Origin of the sequence: Arthrobacter sp. FB24 (assembly GCF_000196235.1) — a bacterium.
Classification (GTDB): Bacteria; Actinomycetota; Actinomycetes; order Actinomycetales; family Micrococcaceae; genus Arthrobacter.
In genome coordinates, this window is the sequence record NC_008541.1 from 526,927 (window position 1) to 539,641 (window position 12,715).

Below are 12,715 nucleotides of genomic sequence, written 5' to 3' on the forward strand. Positions count from 1 at the left end.
AAAACAATGAGGTTTAGATCGTCTTCCGGGCTTGCGGCAATCGTTACGGCTGCGGCTTTGGCATTGACCGGCTGCGGCGCGGGCGCAGGGACTACTGGCAGTTCAACAAACGCCGACGGAAAGGTGGACGGCACGGGCAAGACGCTCAACGTCCTGGTCGGCGTCCTCAGCCAGTACCCGGAGCAGCAGAAGAAGTGGCAGAGCGACATCGCGGCCAAGTTCAAGGCAGAAACCGGGGCCGACGTGAAGTTTGAAACCTTCGCCTCAGCCAACGACGAGCTGACGCGCATCCAGACCTCCGTGGTTTCAGGGCAGGGCCCGGACATCTATGGGCTCGGCACCACGTTCACTCCGACCGCCTTCGCCACCAAAGCCTTCGTGACCCTGTCCGACGACGATTGGAAGAAGGTCGGCGGCAAGGACCGCTTCAACCCTGCAGCATTGGGCATCTCCGGCCCCGACGAGGGGCACCAGGCCGGCATCCCGTTCGTAAGCCGCCCCTTCGTGATGGCTTACAACAAGGAGCTGTTGGCGGCTGCAGGCATTGAGAAGCCTGCCACCAGCTGGGACGAGCTTGCCGAACAGGCGAAGAAAATGACCAAGGACGGCACGTTCGGCATCGCCACCGGGTACAAAGACTCCTACGATCCGTGGAAGTTCATCTGGGCCATGTCCGTCCAAGCCGGCAATCCGCTGGTGGACGGAAACAGCCTCAAGATGGATGATCCCACCGTCAAGAAGGCTTACGAGACTTATTTCGGCTGGTTGACCGATGACAAAGTTGTGGACCCTGCCTCCGTCGGGTGGAGCAACAGCAACGCGGTTGCTGCCTTCGCCAGCGGAAAAGCCGGTTATCTGATGATGACGACGTCGAGCTCCATCCCAACGCTGGACAAGTCGGCCGTGGCAGGCAAGTACGAATACGCACTGATGCCCACTACCGCTCCGGGTGAATCCAGCCCCAAGAGTGACGGCGCGGAAGCCGCGAGCATCCTCTCCGGGGATAACCTCGTGGTGGCGGACTACTCGAAGGAGAAGGATCTCGCCTTCGCCTACATCAAGCTGATCACCTCGAAAGAGGAACAGCTGAACTACCAAAAGACCTTCGGCGACCTGCCCGCAAACGCCGAGGCGTTGGCCAGCCTCACTGATCCCAAGCTCAAGCCAATCGCGGATGCCGCCGCCAAGTCCAAAGCCACCCCGTTTACAGGTGCTTGGGGCGACATCCAGCTCGGCTTGCTCAACGTCACTGTTCAGTCGATTCCGGACCTTTCCAGCGGCAGGCTCGACGAGTCGGCCCTCGAGGCTCGAATCAAGGACGCCCAGACCAAGGGGCAGGCGTCCCTTGACCGGGCCGCCAAGGGATAAGTTCTGATGTCTACAGACGCTTCCAATGAAGTCCGGGTTGCGGCGGACTCCGCCGCAACCCGGGCCTCCCGGGCCGCCTCTTCCGTGGCTGGTCCGCCGCCTGCCGGCGAGAGCAAGGGCCGCCGCAAGGGCCTGAGTGAACGCAACCGCCCGCTGTGGATGCTCATCCCGGGCGGGGCACTGATGTTCATCATCATCGTGGTGCCGCTTGTGCTGGGCATCTACATGTCCACCCTCAACCTGGACCAGTACACGCTGCGCCGCTGGATCAGCTCACCGTTCATCGGGGTGGAGAACTTCGTCGAAGCGCTCACTTCGTCGCCGCTCCTCCACGCAACCTGGCTGAGCGTCAGCTACTCCCTGCTGGCCATGGTGGTCACACTTCCGCTCGGAATCGCGGCTGCCGTGGCAACTCAGAATGCCTTCAGGGGACGCGCCGTGGTCCGGTCCATCTTCCTGATCCCGTACGTACTCCCGTCCTTTGTGGTTGCGACGATCTGGCGCACCATGTTCCAGCCGGACGGCATCGTGGACAAGGCCCTGGGAACTGTGGGCATCGAAACCGGGCTCTGGCTCAACGGGCCGCAGACCTTCTGGACGCTGGTTCTGGTCCAGATCTGGGCCTCTTGGCCATTCATCTACTTGCTTGCGCTGTCCGGACTGCAATCCGTGGACCACGAGGTCCATGAGGCGTCAGCCTTGGACGGAGCCCTGTGGTGGAACAAGCTTCGATACGTCATCTTCCCTTACCTCAAGGGACCGCTTGCCCTCGCCTTCCTGATCGGCATGCTGCACCACATCAACAACTTCACCCTTCCCTTCGTGCTGTTCGGCGTCCCTGCGCCAGCCGACGTCGAAGTGCTCCCCATCCTTACCTACGTCACCAGCTTCCAAAGCTTCCGCTTCGGACTGAGTGCTGCCATGGCTTTCGTCTCCCTGGTTCTGATCGCCATCCCGCTGTTCGTTTACCTTCGCGCCGTCAAGCTCGACGACGCCGAGTCACCTGGAGCCAAGAAATGAGCACCTCCACCGCCAGCAGGGCCCGCACCTCCAGCACCGCTGTTCTCCGCCCCGGGTCCTCCCGGCAGCATGAAGTGACACGGCTGCTGCCCCGTCCGCTCCTTGCTTTTATCCTGGTGTTCCTTGGTGCCCTTGTCCTGATCCCCGTGCTTTACATCTTCCTTGCCTCGGTGAACTCGGACATCGGTGTGGCCAACGGCGAGTTCTGGCCGTCAAGCTTCACGCTGGAGAACTACTCGAAGATCTGGACCAGCGTGGGCCTGGCGACGGGGCTGGCGAACAGTGTCCTCGTGGCCGGCGCTACGGCGGTTGTCTCGGCCGCCATGTCTGTGTCAACGGCATTCGTCCTGGTCCGCTACACCTTCAGGGGCCGTCTCACGATTCTCCGTGGGCTCCTTGCCCTGCAATCGGTGCCCGGAACGCTGATGGTTCTCCCCGTGTTTGTGCTGTTCTCTTCGGCTGCAACGTACCTCGGCATCCAAGTGATCGGGACGCAGTGGGGGTTGTTCGTCACGTACCTGACGTTCGCCATGCCGTTCTCCACCTGGGTCATGGTCACCTACCTTCGCGGGCTGCCCCGTGAACTCGAGGAAGCGGCCCGGATCGACGGCGCCAGCAACCTCGGCGTCCTGTTCAGGATCATCCTGCCCCTGAGCTGGCCAGGCATCGTGGTATCGGGAATCTTCGCGTTCCTGCTCGGGTGGAACGACGTCCTGTTTGCATCCGTGATGACCCGGCCGGAAAGCCAGACCGCAGCCGTTGCACTGCAGATTTTCGGGGCTTCCCAAGAAGGGGGCGCTATCCCGTACTACGGCCAGATGATGGCCGCAGCACTTGTCTGCGCGGCACCCGTGGTCATTCTGTACCTGATTTTCCAGCGTTATCTAGTTGGCGGGCTGACCGCCGGAGGAGTTAAGTAACCATGGTTTCAACCACTCAGGCCTCATGGGCTCTGTCGGGCTTCGGGGATGAGATCGACGACGACCCCGCCATCCAGATCGCCGTGCTGCAGGCGCTGGGCGCCAACCACATCGAGGTGCGCAGCGCTTGGGGCACGAACATCGTGGACCTGTCCGATGACCAGCTCCACGGACTTGCCGACATGCTGACGGCAAAGGGAATGAAGGTGTCTGCGATTGCCTCGCCGATTGGCAAGGTCGATGTCAGCGTTCCGGTGGAGCACGAAGTGGAGCGCCTGCGCCGGGCTGCCAACGCAGCCAAGGTCCTCGATGCGAAGTACATCCGCATCTTCTCCTTCTACTACGGCGAATCCGTGCCGGTGGACAGCATCCGCGATGCTGTCCTGGAGCGGATGCGTGCGCTGGCCGACGTGGCCGAGGAAGAAGGGGTGATCCTCCTGCACGAGAACGAGAAGGACATCTTCGGGGATGTTCCGGACCGTGTGCTCGACATCATCGAATCCGTGAATTCGCCGGCGTTGAAGGTGGCCTGGGATGCGGCCAACTTCGTGCAGGTAGGTGTGAAGCCCTTTGACGAGGCCTACAAGAAGTTGCGCCCGCATCTGGAATACCTGCAGGTCAAGGACGCGCTCTTTTCAAACGGGCATGTTGTTCCCGCAGGTGAGGGCGACGGCGACGTGCTGCGTACCGTGGAAGCGCTCAAGGCTGACGGCTTCAACGGCTTCGCTTCCCTTGAACCGCATCTTGCCGGCGCGCACGGCCTGGGCGGATTTTCCGGCCCTACGGCGTTCGGCATTGCCGCCCGCGCGTTTGCCAAAGTCACAGCAGAAGCAGGAGTCCAGACGGTATGAGTAAGACATTGAAGGTGGCCATTACCGGGTGTGGCGTCATCGGCCGCACCCACGCGGTTGCCCTGCAGGAATTCCCCGGGACCAGCATTGTGGCGCTGGTTGACGCCATCCCAGATGCGGCCGAGTCGCTGGCGGACTTCATCGAGTCGAGCGGAAGGCCAAGGCCCTCGGTGCACACCTCCCTTGAGAGCGCCTTCGCAGCGGCCGACATTGACCTGGTGGCCCTTGCCACTCCAAGCGGACTGCACATCCAGCAGGGCCTCGAAGTCCTTGCGGCCGGCAAGCATGTGGTCATCGAAAAGCCGCTGGATGTCGATCTGAGCCGGGCCCAGGAGATCGAGGCGGCGGCCAACGAAGCAGCACGGCAGGGCATCGTTGCGTCGGTGATCAGCCAACACCGCTTTGACCAGGCCAGCGTGGCTGTTGCGGACGCAGTGGCAAAGGGCCGGTTTGGCCGGCTGACCTCGGCCATCGCATCCGTTGCGTGGTGGCGCGGGCAGGGCTACTACGATTCCGGCGACTGGCGCGGTACATGGTCAATGGACGGCGGGGGAGCCCTCATGAACCAGGGTGTCCACACGGTGGACCTGTTGCTGTGGTTCATGGGCCGGCCGGTAGAGATCCACGCCCACACGGCCCGCCTGGCACACGAGCGGATCGAGGTGGAGGACACGGCCGTTGCCACTGTCACGTTCGAGAACGGCGGCCTGGCAGTCCTGCATGCCACCACGGCCGCGTACCCGGGACTGACAGTACGGGTCCAACTGATGGGCTCGGAAGGCTCCGCAGTGGTGGACAACGACCAGTTGCAGTATTTCCACGCCAGGGACGCCGGCGGCGCTTCGGCCGACATGGGGCTGCAGGGCGGAGGGAACCAGGCCCAAGAGGAACTGTCCAAATACCCGGCCGAGGACTATGAGGCCAAGGATCCCACGGTGTATCCGGCCGGGCACGTCCGCCAGTACCGCGACATCCTGGGAGCCATCGCCGAGGGCCGCCAGCCTGGCGTGACCGTGAGCGATGCAGTCAATGCCCTGGCCACCGTGCGTGCCGTTTACGTGTCGGCCACCCTAAACCAGGCGGTCCTCTTCGAGGACGTCCTGGCGGGCAAGTACAACGACCTTGAAGTCCGCACAGGGTCCACTTCGACAGAAAGCGCCTGACGCGATGAAATTCTCAGTATTCACGGCCTCCACGCCTGACTGGACTCCGGAGGAAGCCGTCACCAACCTGGCCGCGCAGGGTTGGGACGGGATCGAATGGCGGATTACGGACCAGGCAGAGGCGCCCGAGCCCGGTTTCTGGGCCGGCAACAAAGCCACGATCCCCCTGACCGGACTTGAAGGCAACCTGCAGCGGATCGCCTCCATCACCCGCGACGCAGGCCTGGAGTTCTCCGGTATCGGTGGCTATGCGCGGTGTGACAACCACGACGACGTCGAACGGATGCTGGCGGCCACCGCCGCGTTGGGTGCGGGCCAGGTCCGCGTGACAACCCTGCCGCTGGGGTCTGCAGGTTGGGGGAACGAAGAGCCGAGCGGCATCCCCTACCCTGTCCTGTTTGAGGCGGCCCGCCGGGATTTCGAATGGGTAGCGGAACGTGCTGCCCACCACGGCGTGAAGGCGCTGGTTGAACTGCACCACCGCACCATTACGGCGTCAGCTTCATCGGCCCGGCGTCTGCTGGAGGGCCTGGATCCCCGGCACGTGGGAGTCATCCATGACCTGGGCAACCTGCTGATCGAGGGGCAGGAAGACTACCTGCCTGCCTTCGAACTGCTGGGGGACTACCTGGCGCATATCCACGTCAAGAACGCCGTGTGGGTCCGCAGGGATGAAAGGGATGCCTCCGGTGCCGCAGTGTTCCAGAACGAATGGGCACCGCTGCAGTCCGGACAGGGCAGCGTCCTTGAATACTTCAAGGCGTTGGCAGCCCATGGCTACGACGGCTGGGTCACGGTGGAAGACTTCTCCACGGAGCTTCCCCTGGCCGAACGTACTGCCGGGAACCTTGACTACCTGCGGCGCACGGCGGCTCTCGCCGGGCTTACCGCAGGGGCAGGGGCACGCTGAGACCATGGTGCACTCTATGGCAGCCCACCCGGACCGGCTCCTTCCTGCGGAGCCCGGCGTCCGGGACATAGCCCGCTCGCTGTACAACCTGGTGGAGGGTCTTCCGATCATCTCCCCGCATGGCCACGTGGATGCTGCGGTGATTGAACAGAACCTGCCCTTCCCCGATCCCGCCGCCCTGCTGGTCACACCGGACCACTACGTGACCAGGTTGATCCACGCAGGGGGCGTCCCGATGGACCAGCTGGGCCTCGGCGAAACCGCCGCGGACTCGCGCCAGGTCTGGCGCAACTTCTGTGCCGCGTGGCCTGACTTTGAGGGCACGGCCTCCGGTTATTGGATCCGGCAGGAATTCGAGCACGTCTTCGGTTTGCACGAGGAACCGACCGTGGAGAATGCCGACAGGATTTTCGACGCTGTTTCGGCCAAGCTTTCCGAACCGGGATTCCGGCCACGGCAGCTGTTCAAAGAGTTCAACATTGAGGTGCTGGCCACCACGGACGATCCGCTGGACTCCCTGGACAGCCATGCGGCCCTGGCCGCGGACCCTGCGTTCGCCGGCCGCGTCCTGCCAACCTTTCGCCCGGACCCTTACCTGAACATCGCCCATCCGGAATGGCGGGACAACGTGGAACGCCTCATCGGCGTCGGCGGTTCAGGTGCGTCCGGATATGCGGGCTACATCGGTGCACTGGAATCAAGACGGCGCCACTTCGTGGAAAACGGTGCGGTGTCCGCTGACCACGGCGTCCGCACGCCCGCAACCCTGAAACTGGACGCCGCCGACGCGGAGCGGCTGTTTGAGCGCGCCCGGGCGGGCAAAGCCAGCCCGGAGGACCGCGAGGCATTCGAGGCCCACATGATGTACCAGATGGCCAGAATGTCCGTGGAAGACGGGCTGGTCATGACGATCCACCCCGGCTCTTACCGCAACCATCACGGTCCCACGTTCGAGGCTTTCGGCGCGGATACGGGTCATGACATCCCGTTCGCCGTGAACTACACCGAGGCTATCCGGCCCCTGCTGCAGGACTTCGGCACGGCCAAGGACTTCCATCTGGTGCTGTTCACCCTGGACGAGACCGTGTTCTCACGGGAACTGGCGCCCTTGGCGGGTTTTTATCCGTCCGTGTATATAGGCGCCCCGTGGTGGTTCCTGGACGCGCCGGATGCGATGCTGCGCTTCCGGGCGGCGATCACGGAAACGGCCGGCTTCTCCCGGTCCTCCGGGTTTATCGACGACACCCGCGCATTCTGCTCCATCCCGGCCCGCCACGACACCTCGCGCAGGATCGAGTCCTCATTTTTGGCACGGCTGGTAGCCGAGCACCGGATCAGCGAAGAACGCGCCCGCGAGCTGATCGTGGACATCGTGGACTCCTCCCCGCGAAGGGTGTTCAAACTATGAGCGCCAACCAAGCGCCCGTGCTGAACCGGGCACTGATGCCGCTGCCCAAGGCCCCGGTGCGGATCGTGCATCTGGGCCTCGGAGCATTCCACCGTTCGCACGAGGCCTGGTACACGCAACATGCCGGCGACGGTGCCGAATGGGGGATCGCGGCGTTTACCGGCCGGCGGCCCGACGCAGCACGGGCGCTGGCCGCGCAGGATGGCCTGTTCACGCTAATCGAGCGTTCCGGCGACGGGGACAGTTTCGAAGTCATCGGAAGCATCACCGAAGCTGTGGACGGAGCCGACCTCGGGCGCCTTCGCGAGCTCGTCTCCGCCCCGGCCACCGCCATGGTCACGCTGACCATCACCGAGGCCGCATACGGCCTGGCGCCGGACGGCAGCTTCCACGCAGGCGCGCCCGAAATTGCCGAAGATCTCGCCATGCTGGCGCACGTTGCCGGTACCGGCGGGAAGCCCCGGACGCCGCTGGGCCGGCTGGTCTCCGCCCTCGCCGGCCGCAGGGACGCCGGGTCAGGGCCGATCGCCGTCGTCAGCTGCGATAACCTATCCGGCAACGGAGACGTGGCCCGCCGCGCAGTCACGGGAATGGCAGAAGCTTGGGACAGCGAGCTTGCACTCTGGATCGGCGAGAATGTCAGTTTTGTCAGCACATCCGTGGACCGGATCACGCCGCGGACCACCGACGCGGACATCGCAGAGGTGGAGCAAGCGTGCGGCTACCGGGACAGCACGCCTGTGGTCGCCGAGCCGTTCCGGGACTGGGTCATCAGCGGTGATTTCCCGAAAGGCAGGCCCCGCTGGGAGGATGCCGGCGCCGTCGTGGTGGACGACATTGAACCCTACGAGAACCGCAAGCTGTGGCTCCTGAACGGCGCCCACTCACTCCTGGCATATTCCGGTCAGCTCCGGGGGCACACCACGGTGGCCCAAGCACTCGAAGATCCGGCGTGCCGGGACGCCGTGGAAGCTTTTTGGGACGAGGCAGCGGCTCATCTTCGCGGCGACGATCTCCACATCCCCGAGTACCGGGATGCACTCCGCGGCAGGTTCGGCAACGGCCGCATCGCGCATCATTTGTCGCAGATTGCCGCCGACGGCACCACGAAACTCCGGATGCGGGCCCTCCCGGTCCTCGCCGCCGAGAGATCCGAGGGCCGCTCCGGTGCCGGCAGCGCCCTTATGCTGGCCGCCTGGATCGACTTCGTGGCCGTACACAAGGAGCTTCAGGACCCAATGTCCGATGCCATCGGCACGGCGAACGGGGCCCGCGGCCCTGAGCGGGTGGCCTCCCTCCTCAACCTCATCAGCCCGCAGCTGGGCGGGGACCCGCAGATCGTTGCCCTGGTGGCAGGTCTGAGCGGCACTTTCAGCACGGACACCGGCCAAACGTCTTCCGAGACCGCCACACTTGCCCACCTGATTCCCGGAAGGAACAGCTGAAGTTCATGAAAATCATTGCAGCAGAAGTATTCGTCACCAGCCCGTCCCGTAACTTCGTGACCTTGCGGATCACCACCGAGGACGGTGTGACCGGCATCGGTGACGCGACCCTGAACGGCCGCGAGCTCGCGGTGGCGGCGTACTTGAAGGAACACGTCGCGCAGCTGCTGATCGGCAAGGACCCGCACAGGATCGAGGACACCTGGCAGTTCCTGTACCGCTCCTCCTACTGGCGCCGGGGCCCGGTCACCATGGCCGCAATCGCCGCAGTGGACATGGCGCTCTGGGACATCAAGGGTAAGGTGGCCGGGCTGCCGGTCTACCAGCTCCTGGGCGGGGCGTCCCGGAACGGCCTGCGTGCCTACGGCCACGCCTCTGGTTCGGATATCCCCTCGCTGTTTGATTCGGTCCGCGAACACCTGGAGCTGGGCTACAAGTCGATCCGGATCCAGACCGCGGTCCCCGGCATCAAGGCGGTCTACGGCGTGGCCGCGCAGGCCCAGGCCTCGGGGGAGCGTTACGACTATGAACCCGCCGGGCGAGGCACCTTCCCGTTGGAGGAGGACTGGGACACCCGGGCGTACCTGCGCCACCTGCCCACCGTGTTCGAGGCCGTCCGCAACGAATTCGGGCCGGAAATCCCGCTGCTGCACGACGGCCACCACCGCATGACCCCGATCCAGGCGGCCAAGCTGGGCAAGGCACTGGAACCGTATGACCTGTTCTGGCTTGAGGACTGCACGCCGGCCGAAAACCAGGAAGGGCTGCGCCTGGTGCGCCAGCACACCACCACTCCGCTGGCGATCGGTGAAGTATTCAACACCGTGTACGACTTCCAGACCCTGATCAAGGAACAGCTGATCGACTACGTCCGGGCAGCCTCCACGCACTTTGGTGGCATTTCCCCGCTGAAGAAGGTCATGGACTTCGCCGCGCAGTACCAGATCAAGTCCGGCTTCCACGGCCCCACCGACATCTCCCCGGTGGGCTTCGCCGCGCAGCTCCACGTGGGCCTGGCCATCCACAACTACGGCATCCAGGAATACATGCAGCACTCGGACAAGACCAACGAGGTCTTCGAACAGTCCATGACCTTCGTAGACGGTTACCTGCACCCGGGAGACAAGCCCGGCATCGGCGTCGAATTCAACGCCGAAGCCGCAGCCGCCTACCCGTACCAGCAGGCCTACCTCCCGTACAACCGCCTCGTGGACGGCACCGTCCATGACTGGTGACGCGCGGGCTGTGACAGCGCACCGCACGGCCAAGCACCGGATCATCGTCATGGGCGTTTCCGGCTGCGGCAAGACCACCATCGGCGACCTCGTGGCCCGCGAACTGGGCGTACCGTTCCTCGACGGCGATTCCCTCCACCCGGTGGAGAACGTGGCCAAGATGGCGGCCGGTATGCCGCTGACCGATGAGGACCGCTGGCCCTGGCTGGCCACCGTGGGCGCCGAGCTCGCCGAAGCCGGCGACGGCGGACTGGTGCTCGCCTGCTCTGCCCTGCGGCGCAGCTACCGCGACGCCATCCGGGAACAGGCGCCGGACACCGTGTTCCTGCACCTGCACGGCAGCAAAGAAGTGCTGCGGGCACGCACTGAAGGGCGCACCGGCCACTTCATGCCGCCCGCCCTCCTTGATTCGCAGCTCGCCACGCTGGAACCGCTCGACGCCGATGAAGCGGGCATCGTGGTGGACATCGCCGCCCCGGTAGACCAGGTGGTAGCCGAAGCGCTGGCCGGCATTGCCGCCGGGAACGCTGGCGCCGTCGGAACCACCGCCGTCGCCCGTTCCACGACAGCAGGCACCCGCGAAGGTGCCGCCCGCACCCAACCGCGGCAGTTCGACGTCGACCTCCAGGCTGCGCCGTTCAACCTCGACGACGACGCCGTTGCCTGGGTGGATTCCACGATCGCCGGGATGAGCCTCGAGGAAAAGATCGGGCAGCTGTTCATCAACCACAACAACGACTACTCCCCGGAGTACCTCGACAGCGTGCTGGAGAACTACCACGTGGGCGGCATGCGGTACCGGCCCGGCCCCTCCGCCGCGGTGCAGGAGCACATCCGGTACGCCCAGTCCAGGACCCGGATCCCGCTGCTGGTGGCCTCCAACCCGGAAATGGGAGGAGCCGGCAGCTGCGACGACGGCACGTTCGTGTCCACGCACCTGCAGGCCGGCTCGCACCCGGACAAGGCCATCGCCCGGCAGATGGGCCAGGTTGCCGGCGTCGAAACCGCGGCGCTGGGCTGCAACTGGGCCTTCGCGCCGATCGTGGACATCCACTACAACTGGCGGAACACGGTCATCTCCACCCGGTCCTTCGGCAACACCCCGGAGATCGTGGTGGAGCGCGCCCAGGAGTATTTCGACGGCATCAGCGAGTCACCCACCGCCTGCGCCATGAAGCACTTCCCCGGCGACGGCATCGACGAACGTGACCAGCACGTGGTCACGTCCTACAACACCCTTGGCTACGAGGACTGGAACCGGAGCTACGGGCACGTGTACCGCGAAATGATCGGCCACGGCGTGCAGTCCATCATGATCGGGCACATCGGGGCACCCGAATTGTCCCGGCACTTCCGCCCCGGCATGGCGGACGCGGACATCCTGCCGGCCACACTGTCTCCGGAGTTGCTCCAGGACCTGCTGCGCGGGGAGCTCGGCTTCAACGGGCTGATCCTCACGGACGCCTCGCAGATGATCGGACTCACCCAGGCCATGAAGCGCAAGGACCTGGTGCCGGCCACCATTGCCGCCGGCTGCGACATGTTCCTGTTCTTCCGCAATCCCGCGGAAGACTTCGGCTACATGATGGACGGCTACAAGTCCGGTGTGATCACCGAGCAGCGGCTGCATGACGCGCTGCGCCGGATACTGGCACTCAAGGCTTCACTGGGCCTCCACCGGAAGGCACGGCACGAGCTTGTCCCGCCGGCGGAAGCACTCGCGGTGATCGGTAGCGACGCACACCGCGCCATTGCGGCGGAAATTGCGGACAAGACCGTCACCCTGGTCAAGGACACTGCCCACAACCTGCCCATCACTCCGGTGACACACAAACGGATCCGCCTATACGGCATCTCCGGCAGCGCCGACTTCACACGCGCGGACCCGCTCGCCTACCTGGACACCGTCAAGGAAGAACTGGAAACGGCCGGCTTCGAGGTGCACCTTTTCAAGACGGCGGACCAGCGGGAGGCCGCAGGGGAGACCGGCGTGAACTTCATGTCGGTCATCTCGGAGGAAGCCACCGGCGATTATGCGGACAAGTACGATGCCGCCTTCGTGTTCGCCAATGTGAAGGGCTTTGCCCAGGAGGCAGCCATCCGCATCAAGTGGTCCACCCCGATGGCCGCGGAGATCCCGTGGTACGTCACCGAGGTCCCCACCGTATTCGTCTCGCTCAACCAGCCCAACCACCTCATTGACGTGCCGATGGTGAAGACCGCCATCCACGCCCACACAGGAACCCGGGAAGCCATCCGGGCAACCATCGAGAAGATCATGGGGAGCTCGGAATTCCAGGGAACGTTCAACGAGAACGTGTTCTGCGATTCCTTCGACACCCGGCTTTGACCCGGCTTCGGCAACAAGCGAAAGCCGTACGCGCAGCATTTTCGC

The 12,715-nt window shown here is 64.5% G+C and carries 10 protein-coding genes; all 10 read left to right on the forward strand.

What is annotated here, in order from left to right; translation table 11 throughout:
- Positions 1-6: 6 nt before the first annotated feature.
- From ARTH_RS02530 to ARTH_RS02575, 10 genes are read left to right on the forward strand one after another with little or no spacing between them, the layout of a single operon-like run.
- Positions 7-1,368 carry an ABC transporter substrate-binding protein gene (locus tag ARTH_RS02530; protein WP_011690364.1) on the forward strand — a complete coding sequence of 454 codons (1,362 nt, stop codon included), beginning with the start codon at positions 7-9 and terminating at the stop codon, positions 1,366-1,368.
- Between the two features lie 6 nt (positions 1,369-1,374).
- Positions 1,375-2,388, forward strand: coding sequence for a carbohydrate ABC transporter permease (locus ARTH_RS02535; protein ID WP_011690365.1), 1,014 nt, complete (start codon positions 1,375-1,377; stop codon positions 2,386-2,388).
- Entirely contained in the window at positions 2,385-3,308 is a 924-nt protein-coding gene (locus ARTH_RS02540) for a carbohydrate ABC transporter permease (protein WP_011690366.1), read from the forward strand. The genes ARTH_RS02535 and ARTH_RS02540 overlap by 4 nt, the downstream gene beginning before the upstream one ends.
- A 2-nt stretch (positions 3,309-3,310) precedes the next feature.
- Positions 3,311-4,159, forward strand: a complete 849-nt coding sequence (locus ARTH_RS02545) for a sugar phosphate isomerase/epimerase family protein (protein ID WP_011690367.1) — start codon at positions 3,311-3,313, stop codon at positions 4,157-4,159.
- Positions 4,156-5,322 carry a Gfo/Idh/MocA family protein gene (locus ARTH_RS02550; RefSeq protein WP_011690368.1) on the forward strand — a complete coding sequence of 389 codons (1,167 nt, stop codon included), beginning with the start codon at positions 4,156-4,158 and terminating at the stop codon, positions 5,320-5,322. Before ARTH_RS02545 ends, ARTH_RS02550 begins: the two co-directional genes overlap by 4 nt.
- A 4-nt stretch (positions 5,323-5,326) precedes the next feature.
- Complete coding sequence (locus ARTH_RS02555) at positions 5,327-6,232, forward strand: sugar phosphate isomerase/epimerase family protein (protein ID WP_011690369.1); 906 nt, start codon at positions 5,327-5,329, stop codon at positions 6,230-6,232.
- A gap of 4 nt (positions 6,233-6,236) precedes the next feature.
- The gene (gene uxaC, locus ARTH_RS02560) at positions 6,237-7,640 is read left to right on the forward strand and encodes a glucuronate isomerase (protein WP_011690370.1); all 1,404 of its coding nucleotides are present in this window, start codon (positions 6,237-6,239) and stop codon (positions 7,638-7,640) included.
- Positions 7,637-9,085 (forward strand): mannitol dehydrogenase family protein, encoded by a 1,449-nt coding sequence (locus tag ARTH_RS02565; protein ID WP_011690371.1) that lies wholly within the window; start codon positions 7,637-7,639, stop codon positions 9,083-9,085. The genes uxaC and ARTH_RS02565 overlap by 4 nt, the downstream gene beginning before the upstream one ends.
- Positions 9,086-9,090: 5 nt before the next feature.
- Entirely contained in the window at positions 9,091-10,320 is a 1,230-nt protein-coding gene (gene manD / locus ARTH_RS02570) for a D-mannonate dehydratase ManD (RefSeq protein ID WP_011690372.1), read from the forward strand.
- Positions 10,310-12,670 carry a gluconokinase, GntK/IdnK-type gene (locus tag ARTH_RS02575; RefSeq protein WP_052309631.1) on the forward strand — a complete coding sequence of 787 codons (2,361 nt, stop codon included), beginning with the start codon at positions 10,310-10,312 and terminating at the stop codon, positions 12,668-12,670. The genes manD and ARTH_RS02575 overlap by 11 nt, the downstream gene beginning before the upstream one ends.
- The last annotated feature ends 45 nt before the right edge of the window (positions 12,671-12,715 follow it).